The sequence below is a fragment of the Cytobacillus oceanisediminis genome (assembly GCF_007830235.1).
Taxonomy (GTDB): Bacteria; Bacillota; Bacilli; order Bacillales; family Cytobacillaceae; genus Cytobacillus; species Cytobacillus oceanisediminis.
In genome coordinates this window covers 189,861-208,793 of the sequence record NZ_VLKI01000001.1, presented here as the reverse complement: position 1 = coordinate 208,793, position 18,933 = coordinate 189,861, and the positions used below count along the sequence as shown (strand labels likewise).

Here is an 18,933-nt window from a genome sequence, read left to right as displayed (position 1 = left end):
GTAGAGGCAGAGGATGAATGCTGCTCCTCCCAGTGCCCTTGTTGCGGATTAGAGGATATCGAATCTGCTGGAAGTTAATAGTCTTAAAGAATACATACTTTTTTAAGTAAATTAGAGGAGAGAAGAATATGAATGAACATTATATTGCTATGAAAATATTTCAACATGATATTGATTGTTTTTGTCCTGATGCTTATCATGCATTCTCGATTACAATCCAAAAAGGAGATCTAATTGAAGTCACTCCTGAACGTAAATTTACGATGGCGAAAGGCTGGTATGTTTTCGTGGTGATAAATGAACAACATGCCTTTTTTATGGCTATGGAAGATTTAGAGCTGTATTTAATGAACGAACAAATAATATCTTTAATTGACATTGACTTGAGGATAAACTATTTGCAATTTAAGATCGATCAGGACCTTGAAAGAGGAGATGAAGCATCATTTGCCATCCACTCTAATTTGTTAAACGAATCACTTAAACTTAAGGCTGGACTGGAAAGTCATTTAAGTGATTTAGCTGTGGGGTAACAACGTTTGATAGTTGATCTAATATCACAGAGGGACAGCTCCTGATAAAATGCTTATCGGAATTAAATTCAGCTGAGAAAAACGCATGGATTATCAATAAATCTTCCATGCGTTTTAAATTATTTTATTGGATAAAAGCGTCTATAAGTTAAATGCTTTTAAGTATCTTCGCTGGATTCCCCGCCACAATCGTATTAGCAGGCACATCTTTCGTCACAACGGAACCAGCGGCCACAATGGAGTTATCTCCAATGGTGATGCCTGGCAAGATCACTGAGCTGCCGCCTATCCATACATCATCTCCTATGATAATGGGAACCGCATAACCACTTTTGTTTCGACCTTTCGGCTCAATGGAATGGCCAGCCGTGTATAGACCAACATTCGGGCCAATCATACAGTTGTTCCCAATCCTTACTTCTGTCATATCTAGTATTGTACAGTTATAACCTGCATAGAAATGGTCGCCCACATGAATGTTATAGCCCAAATCACAATGGAAATTATGTTCAATGCTCGGATTTAATCCTGCACTTCCAAACAACTCATTAATTATTTCCTTTTTTTTAGCTGAATCTTCTATTGGGCAATGATTGAATTCATGAACCAGCTTGTGGGCACGGATGTTTTTCTTTTTCAGTTCCTCCGTATCCCGTTTGTAATACAATCTTTCTTTCTTCTCCATCCCCATTCTCCTTCCTTTGTTATTTTTAAAATACGACGCTTTAAGGATGTATCCTTCTTTGAGGTCAAAAAAGCCAACAGATTGAAGTTAGGTTTATTCCTTTAAGGGCATTTTGTTGTAATTGAAGGTAATCAAAACGTTCCATTTATAGTGTAATATGGTAAATGGGTTGACAAGGGGAGGACGAATCTGAGTCATTCAACCATATTCATTTCACTGACAGAATGCAAAGAATCATGAAACACGCTGAAGCTAAAGCCCGACGATCAAATTCTAGAGTGCTGCAGCCCATCCATTTGTTTATTGCATGCTTCCATAAAAAAACGGGGATAATGGGTGAAATAGTCCTAAAATGCAGCACAGATAAAACATCTTTAAGAAAACACGTTCAGAATATAAATGCAAAACAATTAAAAAATGATCTTTTCAACTTCCCCGTCACGGAAGCAGTAATCTCTGTGATCCTTCCATCTATCTTGTGTTTGATTCTGATGAAAACATACTTGGATTTGCTGCATTTGATGTTTATCAGAATAAGAAATGCTAATTAGGGCCGGTGTGTGTGGCGACATCCAACAGGGATAAAGGGATTGGCTATGACCTGCTGCATCATTGTTTAAGAGAGATGATAGAAATAGGTTACGAGTATGCCATTATAGGGGGAGCCAGACCGATTGAATTTTATGGAATAGCTTGTAATGCTGTGGTGTTTCCTTCAGTTTGATTCAATCAGGAGAAGGATAAAAGGCAGGAACGAGCTTCCTGCCGTCGAACATAATTTGGCTGATTACTTTCTTTTCTGACTCTTCAATTTGTTCATTTCAAGTTCAGCAGCATATTCTTCCATCGATTTTCCTTGCTTTTGGCTTTCAGATTGAATTTTTCTGAACTTGTTATCATTTAAATTAGGCATATAAACACCTCCTTTTGAACATCAGTATTTTGTACAAAGAGAGGAGTATTATTCGGTGGTTAGGAATATAGTGAAATGATTGCAATAAAAAAATAAGGCAGGGTTTGCATTTAGAGAAGGTATTGCCACAAATTCTTGAACAGATTGAGGATGATCACTTAAATCAAAAGTAAAAGAATGTCCCAATAGAGGTGTTTCCTCTCCTTAGGGGCATTCTTTTATGCCGTTTATTGGGTTCCTTTCATCAGCTTTGTAATCATCTCAAGTGGAGGTATGCTGCGGAGGATGGATGCAAAAACGCTGAATCAATGGCCGCAATTTTCTTTTGTTGCAGGGTTAGTCTGTCTTTTCAGTGGAACGGCATTCACTATTGCTATAGGAGAAATACGTTTTATCTTTTTGTGTGCATTCCACAACGGTTCGTGGCTGGAAAAAGGTTCCTTTCAGGCGTTTTTTACTTTTGTCTCCAGGAATCTTTTAATCTTTGTCACTACTTCAGGATTAATATAAACCTCAATTTCTTTCACTTCTTGTGGGATCTTTTCTTCTTCGATCCCAATATATTTATAAAATTCAACTAAGATTTTATTGGTATTTTCTAGCTGATTTCCAATTTCTAATCCTTTTTTTGTCAAAGTCACAGTTCTGTATGGTTTGAAGTTTACAAAATCTTGTTTTTTAAGTTTTGCAACCATTTTTGAAGCAGACGAAACGGTCACATTAAGTAATCCAGCAATATCTGATATGGTCGCATGTCCATATTTTCTTTCTAATTTATAGATCTCAATAATATATTTTTTTATACTCTTTGGCTCCAATACATTCACCTTCATTTCTTTTATTAAAAGAGTGGAAAGGATGAGCATTCTTTAACTAGTATTTGTTTTGAGGATTTTATAGAGAAGTTAGGGAACTGGATGCATGTTCAATGAAATCAAACATATGATGAACTAATAAGATCCTGGAGGATTTCCATGTCATTGTTTCCAATTCTTTTTTCTTCACTTTGTACAGGCCTAGGAGCACTGCCTATTCTGTTAATAAAAAATGTTTCCCATAAAGGGAAGGACGTTTTACTGGCCTATACGGCAGGGATTATGGTTGCAGCGTCGGCTTATGGATTAATTCCATCTGCTATTAAGCTATCGAATCTTACTGTTCTGGTGATTGGAATTTTAATGGGAACCCTGGTTTTAACCTTGCTGGAAAGTTTTATCCCACATGTGGATTTGGACAATTCCAAACGTTCAACGGGGCATTCAAGTGTTGTCATATTGTTTTTAATAGCGATGTCACTGCATAATTTGCCAGAAGGTCTGTCAGTCGGAATAAGCAATGTAAGCAGCAGCCAGGATCTGGGCCCGCTCGTAGCTTTTGCTATAGGGCTTCAAAATGTCCCAGACGGATTTTTGGTTGCATTATTTTTAGTTACACAGAATGTCAGCAGGGTAAAAGCCATTCTTTTCGCAGCCCTGACAGGAGTGATTGAATTATGTGCTGGATTAATAGGGGTGTTATTTGGCGGATCCTTTGAACATATTATTCCTTATGGACTTGCTTTTGCGGCAGGCTCAATGCTCTTTGTAGTTTATAAAGAATTAATCCCTGAAAGCCATGGGGATGGGAATGAGAGAGCGTCTACATTGGCTTTTATTATTGGGTTTCTCTCAATGGTGATTTTAACTGAATGGTTCAGATAAATGGCTTGGTACTTCTGGCATAACCTTTTTATTATGAAAATTGACACCTCTCCAAAAGGAAGAGGTGTCTTTGGTTTTATCCAGTTTTTTTTGCTATTGGTTACTTAGTCAAGCCTTCTTTAATGGTTTTAATATTCCACTCCATCATGGAGATATACGTATCGCCGTCTTCACCTGGCTTTGCCAATGAGTCTGTAAAAACTTTACCCATGATAGGAACATTGGTTTCATCAGATACAGCTTCCATGCTTCGAGCATCAATGCTTGTTTCCAGGAATAGTCCGGTAATTCCTTTTTCATTGATAATATCTACAATTCTTGTAATTTGTTCTGGTGTTCCCTGGTTTTCCTGATTGATCTCCCAGATATATTCCGCCTGGAATCCATAGGCTTCGCTGAAATATTTAAAAGCGCCTTCACTCGTTACAAGCACACGTTCTTTTTCCGGAATCTCTTTAAATTGTTTGACCGCTTTGTCATGCAGTTCTTGAAGTTCAGCGATATAGGCTTCTGCATTTTTCTCATAAACCTCTTTATTGTCAGGATCTACCTTGATTAGTCCGTCTCTCGCATTTTCCGCGTATTTGATTCCATTTCGTATATCCAGCCATGCATGTGGATCTTCTTCGCTTTCTTTGCCCTTTGTTGTTAAGTGCATTGCTTCCACACCTTTGCTCATAAGGAAGACAGGAGCATCTTCGCCGTCTTTTCCAGCAGTTTCCATAAGCTTATTGAACCATGAGTTGCCGGCTTCCAAATTCAGGCCATTATAAAATACTGCATCTGCATCCGTTGTTTTTTGGACATCTTCAGGAAGCGGGTCATATTCGTGCGGATTGGAGCCAATAGGTGCTAAACTATGAATCTCGACTAAATCTCCGCCTACATTTTTAACAATGTCAAATACAATCGAGTAGGTCGTAACAACTTGAACTTTTCCATCTTCGCTGGCAGATGTGCTACTTTTTTCATTGCTGCAAGCTGCCAGTAATAACACGGCCAGAAGAGATGAGGCTAATAAAAGAAATCCTTTTTTAAACATTCGGTTTTCCCCCTAGTTATTTTTAAATTTTTTTAAAGGCTCTTTTCTAAAGGCTGTTTTCTCATAGATTAAAAACAGCTATATTAAAATTAAACTAATGAAGCTCTTTTCTTCTTTACTCTCAGCGTTTTCCAAACTAATCCATGCTTAGGTGAGAATAAGAAAACGAGTACGAATATAGAAGTAGCGGCCATGACAATCGTTGCGCCCGAAGCTAGGTTGTAGGTGAAACTAAAGTAAAGTCCAACAATAGATGAAACCACCCCGATGCCTGCTGCAAGGAATATCATTACCCACAGCCGCTCGGTTAACAGATAAGCCGCCGCAGCAGGTGTAATCAACATGGCAACAACCAACACAATGCCTACTGTCTGGAGGGATGCAACGGTAACCATCGTCAAAAGAGTCATTAGGAAATAGTGAATGAAGCGAACTGGCAAGCCATAGGCTGCGGCCATTGTTTCATCAAACGATGTAACCAATAGTTCTTTGTAAAAGAGATAAACAGCTGCTATTACAATTAGGCTGATGCCCAGTGTGATCCACATATCTGATGATCTTACAGCCAGCACATTTCCAAATAAAATATGGTATAAGTCTGTACTGCTTTTTAGCATCGTAATAATAATAATTCCTGAAGCAAATGCCGCTGTGAACATGATCCCAATAGATGTATCATGCTTTATCCGGCTGTTCTGGGATACAAATCCAATGGCAATTGCCGTTAAAACTCCACTAAAAACTGCCCCAAAAAAGAAGTTAATACCCAGCATATAGGAGATGGCTACACCTGGCAGTACCGCATGTGAAATGGCATCTCCCATGAGAGCCATTCCTCTGAGGATGATGAAACAGCCAATGACTCCGCAGATAATCCCAACCATAACCGATGTTAATAACGCTTTTTGCAGAAAACCATATTGCATTACCGCTTCAATAAAGGCCATTATAACGACACTCCAATCTCATTCATAAACGCAAATTGCCCCTTGTAAGCTTTTTTAATGACCTCAGGCTTAAACACCTCTTCAACTGTCCCAAAACCTATTAATTCTTTATTTAAGAGGATTAGCTGATTGAAATAATCATTCGCTTTGCTTAGGTCGTGGTGTACAACAATAACCGTTTTTCCTTGCCTGCAAAGTTCTTTCAAAATTTTCACAATGGTTTCTTCACTGGATACATCAACTCCTACAAACGGTTCATCAAGAAAAAACAGATCTGCTTGCTGGGCGAGGGCTCTTGCCAGAAAGACACGCTGCTGCTGCCCGCCTGATAATTCACCAATTTGCCTCTTGCTAAAATCTTGCATTCCAACACGCTGAAGACATTGCATTGCCCATTCTTTATCTTTTTTCTTTGGACGGCGGAACAGCTTTAAATGCGGATAAGTTCCGATGAGAACCGCATCAAGGACCGTGATCGGAAAATCCCAATCTATGTCATTTCGCTGTGGAACATAGGCGATTCTTTTGCGTACTTCTTTGATCGTTCTACCCATCACTTTTACATCGCCTTTATCCTTTGGTATGAGATTCAGCATGGCTTTTAAAAAAGTCGATTTTCCTGCGCCGTTTGGCCCGATAATGCCCACCAAATTACCAGTTTCAACAGATAGGCTTACTCCTTTTACAGCTTCATTTCCATAATAGGAAACATGCAAATCTTGTATGGAGATAGCTGGACCCTTCATTTTTGTTCTCTCCTTTATTTTTCCATTTTTTCAGCTGGTCATTTTAATTGCGTATAATCAAGTAATCGTCCTTTGGACAAGAATTATAGATCAATAAAAAAATTTTGCCTTAATGCAAATTATATGCAATTGATAAACAATGTCAACACTAAAAAAGTTGCTTTTTATAATTGACTGAGAACTTTAAATGGGCTTAATTCAGACGTGAGAAGGGCTGGACATGGGTTCTTAGAGAGGCTGGAGGGGGGAAAGAAAATTTTAAAGCACCAATTTCTTGTTTTCGAAGATCTTAATGGTGAAATTAGGGAGAAACGGGAATTTAGTGGCCGAATACATGAAATCTCCTGAAGCGAATTAAAAATTATCAGTCAAACAATGATTTCTCTGCCTTCCAATCTTGGGACTAGCAACAGAGCAGCCTTGATGCTAGATTTAGATTTCGTTTAACGGCCAAATTTGAAGGTTTATCGGCCAAATCTAATGATTTATCGGCCAAAAGCCGATTATGTGGCTTACCGTTCGTGGAACCAGTAAGTGAAAATACACATTTATATGTAAATTTGTAAAAATATTAATTATTTTAAGGTGGTTCCAGCTGATTTCTGGGACCACCCTCTTATTTTGAAGACTTATTTTCTAAGTAGTATTCTAGGATTTACTAGGAGACCTTGGATTTATCACTATTACATAAAACATTCTCTTAATCAAAATGAAGGTTCTCATAGATTCTATAAACAAACCAATTCATTAGTATTCTTGTCCACTCCTTTTTGTAGAACGAGCATATTTTAAAAGTATAAGGGACAAGGAGGTGAAAGAGATGTCGTGCAGAAGAAGATTCGATGACAACGATGTAGCAGGTATTTTTGATCGTGATGACAGAAGAAGAGTTCTGGATGTGGATAAAGTGATTATCCGTGCAGATAAGGTAATAGTTATCGAGGATGATAGAAGAAGACGAAGAAGAGACGATGACGATGTATTAGGCATTTTTGAACGTGATAATAGACGCAGAAAAAGATGTCCTTGGTAAACTAGTAAGCAAATGAATTTTTATGGATAAGACTGTTGAGCATTTTTTCTCAACAGTCTTTATCGTTTCTTTTCTATTTAATTCATAGCTATAAAAGTGATCTATGGCTTTGCTTGTTGACGCCAGGTTATTTAGAGGAAACTGACCGATATATTCGCTTAATCGTTTCCATATGCAGTGCTTCATGATAAAAACTAAATAAAAATGCTTCTCCTGCTGTGTATAGTGTAATGCCGCCTCGATTTGTGAATGGTCTGGGCAGTTTTTCCTCAAGACGTCCCTGAAGGAATTCTTTTATTCGGGATTTTTGTTCAGTTAAAACGAAAGAAATTTCTGTTAAGGAAGGAGGCGTATCTACCCAATCTGCTGGTTTTGTTCCGGCAGCAAATAACTGTTCATATTTCATAGGGGTCTTCATCTCCTCACCCATGATTTCAAAGACAAGCTTTTCCTGTACATATGCAATATGCCCAAAGTTCCATCGTATATGGTTGTAAAAGCCTTTTGGAGTAATATCAGCAATTTCTTCGGGAATTCTCTTAATAGATTTTTCAGTTATTCCTCGCACTGTTTCCATATGGTCAAATATAATCCGTTCCAAAAATAATCCTCCTTATAAATGTTCTCTTAATAAACATTTCGCGTTGCTTATTTCTTTTTCCTACAATTGGGTGTTTTTAATTTAAAAATTCATTAAAAGAAATAATATACCAATCTATTTTGCCTGTCGCTCCTTTTTATAGGCTGATGGTGTTATATCCATCGACTTCCGGAATTTACTGATAAAATAACTGGTGCTGTTAAATCCAACTTTAAAGGCAACTTCAGTGACATTAGATTCTGGATCTTGAAGCAAGATGAGGCTTTTTTGGATTCGATAATTGATTAGGTAGCTTATCGGAGTTGTTTTTAAGATCCGCTTGAAGTAGCGGCAGCATTCAGAACTGCTCAATTGGCCCGCTCTTGCGATATCATTCAGTGGGACTTTTTCAACATAATGAAGGTGGATCCAATTCAACATTTCCTTCATTCGCCGATTTTTTTCCACTTCAGTCCGGTCATACTCTAATTGGAACCCGTTCATGATTAACTGCTGCCATATGAATGTTAGCTGACTGGAGATGTCAACTTCATAAAAAGGCGGTTTATGTTGAATCAAGCTTTTGATTTTTATCATGCTGTCTAAAATGTTTTTTCCCCATTGGTCATAGGCATTCATGTAAATGTACGGCAGATTGGTCGCTTGAATGTATGGATATATATTGCTTGTAAATAGTTCTTGTGGGAGCATGAAATGGGGGGATACATTTAAGCAAATATAAATACAGTCACCGCTTACATCCTCTGCCAAATGCAGGCATCCGCTGTTGATAAATATCCCGTCACCTTCGCTTACCATCCGTTTTTCTTCATTTATCTGAAACATTGCTTCCCCTTTTTTTATTAAGACAAATTGAATTTCCTCATGCCAATGAAGGGGGATTTTGCCGTTTATATTATGAGCAATCTCTGTTTCATAGCAGGCAACAGGCATTACAACTGTACGATGGCTCGTAAGCTCTTTTAAGCTTTGATCCACTTTGAAATTTTTTATTTGCAACATAGCACCTCAATATATTTATATTTTTTTATTGAATTTAGCTATTTTTTACACATGTTTTCAATTATTATAACACTATTATTATATTTTAAGGTGGAATGAAACATGAAGGGACGTTCTAGGAAAACCGGGTTATTCCTTGTAATAGCCGGGGCTACGTTTTGGGGTGTTGGCGGCACGGTTGCCCAGAAGCTTTTTCAGCAATTCGCAATCAATGTTGAGTGGCTTGTAACAGTACGCCTCCTGATAGCAGGTGTCCTGCTTTTAGCTGTCCAATTTTTGCTTAAAGATCGGTCGCAAGTCTTTGGTGTTTGGAAAAATAAGCGGGCAGCGCTGCGTTTAATCATCTTTGGTCTTCTAGGCATGCTGGCCGTTCAATACACGTACATGGCATCTATAAACCATGGAAATGCCGCCGTAGCTACATTGCTGCAATATTTGGCGCCAGCGATGATTATTATTTATCTGGTTTTGAGAAAGGAAACGGTGTTCACGCGGAACGATTTTGTAACTGTTTCACTTGCTTTGGCAGGTTCGTTTTTTCTGCTTACCAATGGTTCTGTTTCTCAGCTTTCTGTACCGGCTCCTGCTATCGTGTGGGGAATCTTATCCGGGGTGGCGTTAGCGTTTTACACGCTATATGCAGTACCATTATTGAAGCAATACGATTCTCTTGTAGTTGTCGGCTGGGCGATGGTGATCGGCGGGCTGTCCTTGAGCTTTATTCATCCGCCGTGGAAAATGGGGTCCAGCAGTTTGACGTTCGAAGCTTATCTCTATTTGGTGTTTGTTATCGTGTTTGGAACTATGCTTGCTTTTTGGTTTTACATCGAAAGCTTACAGAGCCTTTCCCCTACTGAGACCAGTCTGTTGAGCAGCCTTGAGCCGCTTGCTGCCGTATTCACAACTGTCATATGGCTGAAAGAACCGTTTGGCAGTTTTCAATGGGTTGGAACTGTGTGTATTTTTGGGATGATTTTATTACTAGCCTTAAACAAAAAATCTCACTCCAAGACTGCAGAACACATGAATCATGAAAAGCCCTTCAAAGTCAGTTGACTTGAAGGGCTTTACCATTTTAATGGATTCATCAGCTTACCGGAGCTTTTTACTTTATTGTTATTCTATTAGCTCCTTATCCGCTTTTCCTTCCTGCCACATCTGGTAGAAATAGAGAAGGACAGCCAGTATGGTCATTGCCAGAAGATTTGATAATGGTGAAAAGCTGCCGTTTTCTCTTATCTCAAGGCTATTAAGAAATTTAGTGAAAACAATACCGTAAAAAAGATCAACGATTAAATTTACAATTATATATATCCAGAATTTACGATAAGTAAAGTGAAATATCCAGATTGTACCGACCAGGAAAATACTGTATACAGTAAACAATGGAGCTATTTTGTCCCATTTAAAAAGTGATTCTTTAAATTCCCACCAATTATATGTCCAGGCCAATTGAGCCATTATAGTATTCAGTACTGTTGCCAATAATGCAACTGGCATATACCTTCGTAAAGCTGATCGATCTAAAAGAAGCCCAAGGGATAATAAATATGGACCGAATAACCAATTTTACCATAAGATGATTCCTTCCTTAATTTTTCTAACCTACTATTTCCTAGAGTGAACAAATTTCGATTTGTTATTCACTAATAAGAAGGACATGGGTAAGCATTATATTTTCTTTTATTTATTTCGGTTGTTAAAATAAAATCAGTTCTTTACGAAGGGGATAATAAAATGACTAATATACAAATTCCTGTTTCGGTTTTAAACCTTGCCCCGATCCGAGAGGGGAAGGATAGCAAACAGGCGATTGAAGACCTTGTGAATCTTGCACAGGCAACGGAGGAAATGGGCTATAAGCGCTATTGGATTGCGGAGCATCATAATACGCCTACGCTTGTCAGTTCTGCCACGTCTCTTTTAATCAAACATACATTGGAACATACGAATACAATCCGTGTGGGATCAGGCGGAATCATGCTGCCGAACCATGCGCCGCTGGTGGTTGCAGAGCAGTTTGGCACAATGGCGACCATTTATCCGGATCGAGTGGATCTTGGCCTTGGAAGAGCACCTGGTACTGATATGATGACGGCCAGTGCGCTTCGTCGTTCGAAAAATGACTCGGTGTATACCTTTCCGGAGGATGTCCAGCAATTGCTAACCTACTTTGGTCCATTAGAGGAGCAAAGTTATGTGAAAGCCTATCCTGGTGTGGAAACAAACATTCCGATTTATATTCTTGGATCATCAACCGATTCTGCTTATTTGGCAGCAGAGCTGGGACTTCCATATGTATTTGCTTCACACTTTGCACCAAGGTATATGGAAGATGCCATCCGGATTTACCGCGCACGATTCAAGCCATCGCAGTATTTGGATAAGCCATATATGATGATTTGCTTGAATGTCATTGCAGCGGAAACCGATGAAGAAGCAGAATTTTTATCAACAACAATGAAGCAATTCTTCTTGAATGTAGTGAGAGGCACACAGATGAAGCTAAGTCCTCCGGTAGAAGACTTGGATTCTCTTTGGAACCCGATGGAAAAAGAAGCGGCCGAAGGGATGTCCAGTGTAACCCTAATGGGAAGCAAGGAAACAGTCAAGTGGCAATTGAAGCAGTTCCAGGATATGTACAACGTCGATGAAATCATGGCTGTGTCCTATATTTATGACGAAAATAAGCAAAAACGTTCATATGAAATTTTGAAAGAAATTGTAGATGGAAAATAAGAAAGGAGAGTGGGGAAGATCAGTCCTCACTCTTTTTTGGGTCCATCATTTCTCGGGAAAGCGCAGGATTAGACTTTTATTTCGCATTTATATCAGAATTTGACGATTTTTGCAAAACTGACTAGAAAATAAAACACCATCCGTATTAGGGGCGGTGCATGATCCTATTTCGTCTTTTCCATCACAGCAAAATAGTTCTCCTCGCTGTCTGCAAAATTAAAGACTCTGCCACTAGGCATATTTACGATATCCCCTCTTGTAACATTTTGGCTTTTAAAGTTTTGATATAGTGTATCGAGGTCATTTGTGAAAAACATGATTGAAGGTGTACCAAGGTTTAATTCAGGCTCCATCTTTGCAATGAGCTCCTTATTATGCAGAACGAAGGTTGTTTCTGCTTCCTTTGCAGGAGCAATTTCAATTCTTCTCATCCCTTCGCCATTATCTTCTTCGGAAATAACAATAAAGCCCGCTTTTTCAGTCCAAAATCTTACTGCCTGATCCTGGTCGTTGACGTATAACATTATTTGGCCGACGTTTTGAATCATTTTCCTCACTCCATTTTATTAAAGTATGGTAAGTATGTATAATTCCTGATGCCACAGTAATTATAACATTACTTCGAGGGTATTATTTCATTACTTTAATATTTTCTTGATTGGAACCGCCACTTCTGAGTATTATTTTTTATACTTGATTAAACACACCACTTTGCATTTTGATTTTTGTTTTTAGCCCAAAAAGATTAACGCGGCAGGATGTATACATAACCTTTATCATTGTGTCTTTAAATGCTATTTCAGCTGATTTATTCTTTGGGGATATTTTAGATTTGTACGATCTTATGGAACCTGGCCCTCAAATATTCGATATGGTGATACAACTAACATTGCCAGCTTGTTTTGGTGTTTTATAAATAAATTTTATGCCGGAAGAAAAGGGAAAGTTTTTCTTTTATTTTGTGATTTGGGTATTATCCGCAGTAGCATACGAACAAATTTCGAGATATTTTGGTTATGTGATCTATAAGGGCTGGAAGGTCTGGTATTCTGTACTCTTTTATATGTCTGCCTGTTTATGCGCTGGCATTACAGGTTTATCCGGAATGGCATTCTTAAAATTAGTTGTTAAGTAAAAGAGCTTTGCTTGGAATAGCAAAGCTTTTTCCCGTACTGCAGATTCATTTGACAATTAATAACTAGGATATTTTCAATTTATTTTAAAAAAATAATAATGTTGAAATAGAACGAAAATGGTGTCTAACTGTATGATGCCAATGAAAGGATTTGAAAAATGAAAAGATTCCTGATTCTTTTATTTACTTTGACGCTATTATTTCAAATGAATTTGCCACCTGTTCATGCACAAAATAATCCCCGAAATATTTACGAAGTGAAATCAGGGGATTATTTATGGAAAATTGCCAATACCTATGGAACAACGGCAAATGATCTTAAATTAATGAACGGGCTGCAATCTGATCTACTCTTAGTTGGACAAAAATTAAGGGTTCCGATCATGTATCAAGTTGTTCAAGGGGATACGCTTTGGAAGCTTGCCCAATTATTTAGTTCAACGGTTCAGTTAATCAAATCAGCGAATAAGCTTACTTCGAATCATTTGTATGTTGGGCAAAAATTAAAGATTCCACCTAAAAAGCTTGCTATGCAAGGGAAATATGTACTTATGACCAGAGAGGAATTCAAAGATTGGATCTTTAACCAAAAATTCACGAGGAAAGTGGCCAAAATACAGCAGCACCATACGTATCAGCCATCATATCAGCAATTTAATGGTTCCAATCATTTTGTTTTGATGAAGGAAATGGAAGAATATCATGTTGAAGGCATGGGCTGGAGTATGATCAGCCAGCAGTTAACCACATTCCCGGATGGAAAAGTGGCAGTGGGCAGGCCTTTTAACATAGCTCCGGAAGGGTCGTTTGGTTTGCAAAATAAGGAGACTATGCATGCCATTGAAGCGGATGCGTTAGCCATTGAAAATCTCGGGAACTTTGATGATAACCATATGACTGTGGAACAAAGAGAAACCATTATAACTGTCACAGCCTTGCTTATGCTGAAGTATGGATTAACACCTTCCATTGACAGTATCACATACCATCATTGGTGGGATATTAATTCTGGTGAAAGAGTATTGGATAAAAGTCACGGACATGCAGTTAAAACCTGTCCAGGCACTGAATTTTTCGGTGGAAATTCAACCGCGAGTGCTAAAAATAATTTTTATCCCTTAGTTAGACAAAAAATGCAGGAAATCAGAGCAACTTTGCGTTAATGGAGAAACCCGCAGCTGAGTGCGGGTTTTTTCGTTACCTCTTTTTCTTTTTCGAGTTGTCCAGCACAACTTTATTTTTATTAACGCTTTCCAATAGTACTTGCACATGAACTTTATGATTTTCAATCGTCTGAACGCTTGTTACTTTTCCCTTGCGTCCCTTAATTTTAATTTCTTCCCCTTCGGATGGAACACTTTTACGTAATTGATTTAATAGGATATTCTTGCCGTCTAAGTAATAAACGATAAACATAATGGTCTCCCCTATTTCATTTGAAATTGATACAGGAAAATGTATCCTTCTTTTAAAATATAGGAAGAAGGTGGAAAATAGACCTAATAAATTTTTAAAACGAAAAGTTAGATCAGCCATATTTCAATAAAAAATGGTATAGTTTAACTATCTAAACATTCAGAAAGAAGACAGGTGCAAACATAATGAGCAGAACAAGATTATTCTCGTCCGTTAAAGAAACTAAATACCAGTTGGCCGGCCATGGAACGCGCAATGTTCACGTATTAAAAGAAGCTTTTTAAGATATTGAAGGGGTCTTTAGAAGCTATTGTAAAACGGATGGTTAATAATAAAAGCTGCTGTTTGCAGCTTTTTGTTTATTCAGAAAAGGGGCATATGATTGAGTAAGCTGTTTATAGATATGAATCACTCAAAATGGGTTTATGTAGTCAGGACATGTTATACCTAATGGGTACTCTTTAAAGATCATTTTACTCTTTCGAAACTATCTAGATTGCTGACCATGTATGCTGCATAATAAAGAGTTAAAAAGATAAAGAAGTCATAAAATGTTGACCACCCTTTCGGATTATAGAAATCGATTAAATCAAAAATGTTCATTCCCACAAAAGCTGCAATTGCAGAAAATATAATTCCTTTGATTAATGGATTTGTTCCCGGCTTTATTTGGAGAGCGAACATAATGGCAACGGGAGCCAAAGAGAAGTGGTAAGGCAGAAATAACAATGGTGATATTGTTGTTATGACCATCGGATAAGACCACAAACCAAGGGACAATGCAACCAAATCGATCGTAATTGATAATATTATGGTTATAAACCCACCTAACAGCAGCCGCCCGGTGCTTTCCTTTTTCCTTAAAGTGAACCATAAAATCCAAGGAATGATAAATAGTGTTACCCCAAGCCACCATTGCCAAGTAAATATAAATGCATGATTAACTGTATCAGAGAACATAGAGCTCACTTCAACAAATTTTTCATAAGCTTTTTCCGATTGCAGTATTCCTTCTTCAAAAGACATTCTTCTAATCAACTCCTAGAGCAGCATTCCTTTAGATAATGGTATCTTATACAATCCATTTCTTTTTTATGTAACAACAACATTCCGTATAGATTGCAAATGTAAATTTTTATGTTTAATACCTTAAAGTGATCTAAAAAACTTGCGAACAAATGTTCCTTTATAATATAATGTAAAAGTGGGTAATATTAGGAAGTCCGATAATTAATGGTAAATTCGAAAAATATGACCTTAGGAGCTGAAAATAATGACAGTACGGTTAATTCCATACTTAGTGATGAATGGAAATGCAAGTGAAGCCATCCAATTTTACAGAGAAGCATTAGAAGCGGAAGTTCTATATTCACAAACATTTGGTGAAGGACCAGAAGACCCTCAATATCCCGTACCCGAAGAGGCTAAGAATCGGATCATGCACGCAACTGTAAAAGTTGGCGAAACTGAACTAATGTTTAGTGATACCTTTCCTGGTCAGCCACATCAAATAGGCAATCAAGTTACAATCTGTATTTCCACAAACGACCCAGAAAAATCTCAGAAATTTTTTAACGCGTTACAGCAAGACGGTCAAGTGACCATGCCACTCCAAGAAACCTTCTTCAGCCCTGCATATGGCAGTATAATTGATAAGTTTGGTGTGAATTTTCAAATTTATACGGAAGGCGAGCATTAAAACAGTAATCTTAATATAATTTCTAAGTTGAATAGGATCTGATAGATCCTTATATAGTTTAGAATGATAAATCCTTTTTATTACCCACTTTTACATAAGAGAACCAAGTTCATAAAAAGATTAGGTTAAAAAAGCATGAGATGTGAAAACAAAACGATTGAAAGGGTGAAAAAATGTCTTACACTTCATTTGTTTATGTTACTTACATTTCCACTACTCCTGAAAAGCTCTGGGATGCCTTAACAAACAGTGAATACACCGAAAAATATTTCTTTGGAAGCAAAATTGAATCTGAATGGCAAGAAGGATCTAAAGTCACTTATTTTCGGGAAGGTAAAGTTACAGATTATGGAACTATCCTTAAATACGTGCCACATGATTTACTTTCTTATACATGGACATATGTAAAGGACGAGACTTTACGTGAAGAACCTACAGTGGTTAGCTTTGAACTAAAGCAGATGGGTTCAATAGTAAAACTAACCCTTAAGCATGAAAAATTGGTGCCAGCAGATATCGCGGATAAAGAGGATACGTTTGAAGGTTTCAATAATGGATGGCCAGCCATTCTGAGCAGCCTGAAAAGCTTGCTGGAAACAGGAAAAGCGTTGTCTAATTTTTTCTGAAAGTTGGAATTTTTGAAAAATCAATGCTGGTTATTAAAAAATAGCTGCTTCATTGATGTGAGCCATACCTAAGAAGGAATATGGCTCTTTCTATTGAATAAAAGAACGTGAATAGACAGGGAGGAGTTTTAATCTATAGCAAATTCTTTTTAACAGGTTTGATACCGTTTGTTCTTACTGGCTGCACCACTAAAGAAATAATGGAGTATAAGAGAGGAAACTAAAATGAACATTAATCAAAAAGAATACACGATTAATCATTTACACTATATTATAAGGTCGGCAAACGAGGAAGATGCCCATTGTTTGTCTGAAGTAAGAGTACAAATCGATGGAGAAACGGAGAACATGGACCGGGAAGCAGGCGAGGCGTACATAGATGAAGCAGGCTTTAAGCAGATTATTCACGATGATACAGAGAGTGATCGTAATCTATTTCTCGTTGCTGAAGTGAATAGAAGAATTGCAGGATTTTCAAGATGTGAAGGGAGCAAGTTAAATAGAAGTACTCATAAAGTGGAATTTGGCGTTTGTGTGTTAAAAGAATACTAGGGATTTGACATTGGCAAAAATTTTCTAATAGAGTCGATTCAATGGGCAGACTCGAATGGGATTAAGAAGATCACTTTAAATGTTCTTGAAACAAATGAAAAGGCTATAAATCTTTATAAGAAACTGGGTTTTGAGGTTGAAGGAACTTTAAAAAAGGACGAGAAACTTTCTGATGGAATTTATTATAATACCATTTTAATGGGAAGAATTTGTGAATAAATGATATGTGTAAACTCCATGTAAGAGCTGCAAATAACAGCCTTTTTTATTTCTGTTTATTGGTATAATTTGTTCGTTTTTCAAAAAATAAAGGAAGGATTAATTATTTAGTAAATATCGGGGAGGTTGTGACCATTTGTTTTTAGTATGGTGTATCATTATTCTTTTAGTCATATCAATCATTTTTATACCAAAGCAAACCTCCTAATCTATGGATAAACCATTAATCCTTTTCTCTTGTTGACTCCAACCCCTCCATGGAAAAAATTTATTTTAAAATTAGGCTGTGTTAAAGCTTATTGTTGATTTTAGCACCCTGTTGATTGGAGCGGAAGGCGCGAGACTCCTGCGGGAGGAGCGTGTCATAGGGAGACCCCACAGGCGCTCGCGCCGAGGAGGCTCCCGGACCGCCCGCGGAAAGCGAGCGCCTGGAGCGGAAATCAACAGGCATATTTAACAGAGTAATATTAAGTACTTAACTTTTTTAAGAATAATTATATTTCATTTTATTAATTAAATATTTAATTAATAAAGATTATTGGTCCCAGGCTATTATCCCATTGTTTTTTTAGATTCGGTATGACAATGAAATAAATTAATGTGTTGATTAGTTGTTTTCTCCGTTCGTATCGGCACATAAAGGTCTTGAATATAATTTAACATACAACAACTAAGGAGTATGTTATGGACAATCAGGTACAAGAGATCGTTGGAGCAGTTATAGCAGCAATAGGTACCATACTTTCAGCTGTTTCAAGCATTCCATCTCAGTCGGTAAGAATAGTGGAATTATTTAAGGGCCTGGATATTGTTGGGAATACTCTGCAGGCTGCAGGAAACGCACTTGAGGCAGATGGACAAAGGGAGCCCTCTCTTGAAAAACTTGGTAATGAGATTCAGTCTATAGGAAACATTACTGTTATTGCTGGATTAGTTTTAGATTTGGAAGAAGAGAATGAAGAGAAGTTAGTCATTACAGGTAATTGGCTGCAAGCACTGGGTGGTGCTGTTGCCTTGGGGGATGAATTTGAAGATCCGACTGCCGCTGGGCAGCTCTATAATATTTATGGTAATTTACTTCAATCCATCGGAAATTCACTTCAAGCAATTGGCGGCACAATTAACCTTAGGGAAAAGGGGGCCGATGCAGGTAATAGCGGTGATATAGTTATCTTCATTGGGAGTTGGATTCAGGCAGTAGGGTCTGTTTTATCAGTTATTGGCCAACTTCAGGAAGAAAATCAAGAAGCTTCTGATAAAAAAGATAAAGAGTAAATCTAGTCACTGCGGGCTCATGTTTACAGTTACTATCAGTCTTTGAGCCAATATGAATGAATGGTTAGAA

At 37.6% G+C, this 18,933-nt stretch carries 22 protein-coding genes and 1 pseudogene; 11 read left to right on the top strand and 12 right to left on the bottom strand.

What is annotated here, in order from left to right:
• The first annotated feature begins 128 nt into the window (after positions 1 to 128).
• On the top strand, positions 129 to 533 hold the full coding sequence (locus IQ19_RS00975; protein WP_144539014.1) for a hypothetical protein: 405 nt from the start codon (positions 129 to 131) through the stop codon (positions 531 to 533).
• Between the two features lie 148 nt (positions 534 to 681).
• Here IQ19_RS00975 and IQ19_RS00970 read toward each other — a convergent pair whose 3' ends face one another.
• Positions 682 to 1,224: a sugar O-acetyltransferase gene (locus IQ19_RS00970; protein WP_144539012.1), complete on the bottom strand. Its 543-nt coding sequence runs from the start codon at positions 1,222 to 1,224 to the stop codon at positions 682 to 684.
• 218 nt (positions 1,225 to 1,442) lie between these two features.
• On the opposite strand from IQ19_RS00970, the gene IQ19_RS29405 reads away from it, so the two are divergent.
• Positions 1,443 to 1,769 carry a Clp protease N-terminal domain-containing protein gene (locus IQ19_RS29405; protein WP_479684285.1) on the top strand — a complete coding sequence of 109 codons (327 nt, stop codon included), beginning with the start codon at positions 1,443 to 1,445 and terminating at the stop codon, positions 1,767 to 1,769.
• A 236-nt stretch (positions 1,770 to 2,005) separates the two neighbouring features.
• On the opposite strand, the gene IQ19_RS28875 is transcribed toward IQ19_RS29405, so the two are convergent.
• Positions 2,006 to 2,131, bottom strand: a complete 126-nt coding sequence (locus IQ19_RS28875; RefSeq protein ID WP_277875244.1) for a hypothetical protein — start codon at positions 2,129 to 2,131, stop codon at positions 2,006 to 2,008.
• A gap of 443 nt (positions 2,132 to 2,574) precedes the next feature.
• Complete coding sequence (locus IQ19_RS00960; protein WP_144539010.1) at positions 2,575 to 2,949, bottom strand: metal-dependent transcriptional regulator; 375 nt, start codon at positions 2,947 to 2,949, stop codon at positions 2,575 to 2,577.
• Between the two features lie 156 nt (positions 2,950 to 3,105).
• On the opposite strand from IQ19_RS00960, the gene IQ19_RS00955 reads away from it, so the two are divergent.
• The gene (locus tag IQ19_RS00955; protein ID WP_144539008.1) at positions 3,106 to 3,831 is read left to right on the top strand and encodes a ZIP family metal transporter; all 726 of its coding nucleotides are present in this window, start codon (positions 3,106 to 3,108) and stop codon (positions 3,829 to 3,831) included.
• Positions 3,832 to 3,931: 100 nt separating this feature from the next.
• Here IQ19_RS00955 and IQ19_RS00950 read toward each other — a convergent pair whose 3' ends face one another.
• The 3 genes from IQ19_RS00950 to IQ19_RS00940 form a co-directional block, all read right to left on the bottom strand.
• Positions 3,932 to 4,873 carry a metal ABC transporter solute-binding protein, Zn/Mn family gene (locus IQ19_RS00950; protein WP_144539006.1) on the bottom strand — a complete coding sequence of 314 codons (942 nt, stop codon included), beginning with the start codon at positions 4,871 to 4,873 and terminating at the stop codon, positions 3,932 to 3,934.
• A gap of 89 nt (positions 4,874 to 4,962) precedes the next feature.
• Positions 4,963 to 5,820: a metal ABC transporter permease gene (locus tag IQ19_RS00945; RefSeq protein WP_144539004.1), complete on the bottom strand. Its 858-nt coding sequence runs from the start codon at positions 5,818 to 5,820 to the stop codon at positions 4,963 to 4,965.
• Positions 5,820 to 6,566 (bottom strand): metal ABC transporter ATP-binding protein, encoded by a 747-nt coding sequence (locus IQ19_RS00940; RefSeq protein WP_144539002.1) that lies wholly within the window; start codon positions 6,564 to 6,566, stop codon positions 5,820 to 5,822. The genes IQ19_RS00945 and IQ19_RS00940 overlap by 1 nt, the downstream gene beginning before the upstream one ends.
• An 820-nt stretch (positions 6,567 to 7,386) precedes the next feature.
• Here IQ19_RS00940 and IQ19_RS00935 point away from each other — a divergent pair.
• Positions 7,387 to 7,599, top strand: a complete 213-nt coding sequence (locus IQ19_RS00935; RefSeq protein ID WP_144539000.1) for a hypothetical protein — start codon at positions 7,387 to 7,389, stop codon at positions 7,597 to 7,599.
• 127 nt (positions 7,600 to 7,726) lie between these two features.
• On the opposite strand, the gene IQ19_RS00930 is transcribed toward IQ19_RS00935, so the two are convergent.
• Both IQ19_RS00930 and IQ19_RS00925 read right to left on the bottom strand, forming a co-directional pair.
• Positions 7,727 to 8,200, bottom strand: coding sequence for a DinB family protein (locus IQ19_RS00930; protein WP_144538998.1), 474 nt, complete (start codon positions 8,198 to 8,200; stop codon positions 7,727 to 7,729).
• A 114-nt stretch (positions 8,201 to 8,314) separates the two neighbouring features.
• Positions 8,315 to 9,199: an AraC family transcriptional regulator gene (locus tag IQ19_RS00925; protein WP_144540022.1), complete on the bottom strand. Its 885-nt coding sequence runs from the start codon at positions 9,197 to 9,199 to the stop codon at positions 8,315 to 8,317.
• A gap of 105 nt (positions 9,200 to 9,304) precedes the next feature.
• Here IQ19_RS00925 and IQ19_RS00920 point away from each other — a divergent pair, with 105 nt between their 5' ends.
• The gene (locus IQ19_RS00920; protein ID WP_144538996.1) at positions 9,305 to 10,258 is read left to right on the top strand and encodes a DMT family transporter; all 954 of its coding nucleotides are present in this window, start codon (positions 9,305 to 9,307) and stop codon (positions 10,256 to 10,258) included.
• Positions 10,259 to 10,318: 60 nt separating this feature from the next.
• On the opposite strand, the gene IQ19_RS27955 is transcribed toward IQ19_RS00920, so the two are convergent.
• Positions 10,319 to 10,702, bottom strand: a complete 384-nt coding sequence (locus tag IQ19_RS27955) for a hypothetical protein (RefSeq protein WP_199749335.1) — start codon at positions 10,700 to 10,702, stop codon at positions 10,319 to 10,321.
• Between the two features lie 237 nt (positions 10,703 to 10,939).
• On the opposite strand from IQ19_RS27955, the gene IQ19_RS00910 reads away from it, so the two are divergent.
• The gene (locus IQ19_RS00910; protein ID WP_144538994.1) at positions 10,940 to 11,941 is read left to right on the top strand and encodes an LLM class flavin-dependent oxidoreductase; all 1,002 of its coding nucleotides are present in this window, start codon (positions 10,940 to 10,942) and stop codon (positions 11,939 to 11,941) included.
• 164 nt (positions 11,942 to 12,105) lie between these two features.
• Here IQ19_RS00910 and IQ19_RS00905 read toward each other — a convergent pair whose 3' ends face one another.
• A complete protein-coding gene (locus tag IQ19_RS00905) occupies positions 12,106 to 12,489 on the bottom strand; it encodes a VOC family protein (protein WP_144538992.1) in 384 nt (127 codons plus the stop codon).
• Between the two features lie 745 nt (positions 12,490 to 13,234).
• Here IQ19_RS00905 and IQ19_RS00895 point away from each other — a divergent pair.
• Positions 13,235 to 14,239 carry a LysM peptidoglycan-binding domain-containing protein gene (locus IQ19_RS00895; protein ID WP_199749333.1) on the top strand — a complete coding sequence of 335 codons (1,005 nt, stop codon included), beginning with the start codon at positions 13,235 to 13,237 and terminating at the stop codon, positions 14,237 to 14,239.
• 34 nt (positions 14,240 to 14,273) lie between these two features.
• On the opposite strand, the gene IQ19_RS00890 is transcribed toward IQ19_RS00895, so the two are convergent.
• Both IQ19_RS00890 and IQ19_RS00885 read right to left on the bottom strand, forming a co-directional pair.
• Positions 14,274 to 14,492 (bottom strand): hypothetical protein, encoded by a 219-nt coding sequence (locus IQ19_RS00890; RefSeq protein ID WP_144538990.1) that lies wholly within the window; start codon positions 14,490 to 14,492, stop codon positions 14,274 to 14,276.
• A gap of 468 nt (positions 14,493 to 14,960) precedes the next feature.
• On the bottom strand, positions 14,961 to 15,518 hold the full coding sequence (locus IQ19_RS00885; RefSeq protein ID WP_144538988.1) for a CBO0543 family protein: 558 nt from the start codon (positions 15,516 to 15,518) through the stop codon (positions 14,961 to 14,963).
• 247 nt (positions 15,519 to 15,765) lie between these two features.
• Between IQ19_RS00885 and IQ19_RS00880 the strand changes: the two genes are divergently transcribed.
• The 4 genes and pseudogenes from IQ19_RS00880 to IQ19_RS00860 all read left to right on the top strand — a co-directional run bounded on the left by IQ19_RS00880 (position 15,766) and on the right by IQ19_RS00860 (position 18,863).
• Entirely contained in the window at positions 15,766 to 16,191 is a 426-nt protein-coding gene (locus IQ19_RS00880; protein ID WP_144538986.1) for a VOC family protein, read from the top strand.
• 173 nt (positions 16,192 to 16,364) lie between these two features.
• Positions 16,365 to 16,817: an SRPBCC family protein gene (locus tag IQ19_RS00875; RefSeq protein WP_144538984.1), complete on the top strand. Its 453-nt coding sequence runs from the start codon at positions 16,365 to 16,367 to the stop codon at positions 16,815 to 16,817.
• 225 nt (positions 16,818 to 17,042) lie between these two features.
• A pseudogene (locus IQ19_RS00870) lies at positions 17,043 to 17,588 on the top strand (N-acetyltransferase family protein).
• 684 nt (positions 17,589 to 18,272) lie between these two features.
• Positions 18,273 to 18,863 carry a DUF6944 family repetitive protein gene (locus tag IQ19_RS00860; protein WP_144538982.1) on the top strand — a complete coding sequence of 197 codons (591 nt, stop codon included), beginning with the start codon at positions 18,273 to 18,275 and terminating at the stop codon, positions 18,861 to 18,863.
• Positions 18,864 to 18,933: the final 70 nt, after the last annotated feature.

Coding starts and splice junctions, on each gene's coding strand:
- IQ19_RS00975 (WP_144539014.1), top strand. CDS start 129: ATGAATGAACATTATATTGCTATGAAAATATTTCAACATGATATTGAT.
- IQ19_RS00970 (WP_144539012.1), bottom strand. CDS start 1,224: ATGGGGATGGAGAAGAAAGAAAGATTGTATTACAAACGGGATACGGAG.
- IQ19_RS29405 (WP_479684285.1), top strand. CDS start 1,443: ATGCAAAGAATCATGAAACACGCTGAAGCTAAAGCCCGACGATCAAAT.
- IQ19_RS28875 (WP_277875244.1), bottom strand. CDS start 2,131: ATGCCTAATTTAAATGATAACAAGTTCAGAAAAATTCAATCTGAAAGC.
- IQ19_RS00955 (WP_144539008.1), top strand. CDS start 3,106: ATGTCATTGTTTCCAATTCTTTTTTCTTCACTTTGTACAGGCCTAGGA.
- IQ19_RS00950 (WP_144539006.1), bottom strand. CDS start 4,873: ATGTTTAAAAAAGGATTTCTTTTATTAGCCTCATCTCTTCTGGCCGTG.
- IQ19_RS00945 (WP_144539004.1), bottom strand. CDS start 5,820: ATGGCCTTTATTGAAGCGGTAATGCAATATGGTTTTCTGCAAAAAGCG.
- IQ19_RS00940 (WP_144539002.1), bottom strand. CDS start 6,566: ATGAAGGGTCCAGCTATCTCCATACAAGATTTGCATGTTTCCTATTAT.
- IQ19_RS00935 (WP_144539000.1), top strand. CDS start 7,387: ATGTCGTGCAGAAGAAGATTCGATGACAACGATGTAGCAGGTATTTTT.
- IQ19_RS00920 (WP_144538996.1), top strand. CDS start 9,305: ATGAAGGGACGTTCTAGGAAAACCGGGTTATTCCTTGTAATAGCCGGG.
- IQ19_RS27955 (WP_199749335.1), bottom strand. CDS start 10,702: ATGCCAGTTGCATTATTGGCAACAGTACTGAATACTATAATGGCTCAA.
- IQ19_RS00910 (WP_144538994.1), top strand. CDS start 10,940: ATGACTAATATACAAATTCCTGTTTCGGTTTTAAACCTTGCCCCGATC.
- IQ19_RS00905 (WP_144538992.1), bottom strand. CDS start 12,489: ATGATTCAAAACGTCGGCCAAATAATGTTATACGTCAACGACCAGGAT.
- IQ19_RS00895 (WP_199749333.1), top strand. CDS start 13,235: ATGAAAAGATTCCTGATTCTTTTATTTACTTTGACGCTATTATTTCAA.
- IQ19_RS00890 (WP_144538990.1), bottom strand. CDS start 14,492: ATGTTTATCGTTTATTACTTAGACGGCAAGAATATCCTATTAAATCAA.
- IQ19_RS00885 (WP_144538988.1), bottom strand. CDS start 15,518: ATGTCTTTTGAAGAAGGAATACTGCAATCGGAAAAAGCTTATGAAAAA.
- IQ19_RS00880 (WP_144538986.1), top strand. CDS start 15,766: ATGACAGTACGGTTAATTCCATACTTAGTGATGAATGGAAATGCAAGT.
- IQ19_RS00875 (WP_144538984.1), top strand. CDS start 16,365: ATGTCTTACACTTCATTTGTTTATGTTACTTACATTTCCACTACTCCT.
- IQ19_RS00860 (WP_144538982.1), top strand. CDS start 18,273: ATGGACAATCAGGTACAAGAGATCGTTGGAGCAGTTATAGCAGCAATA.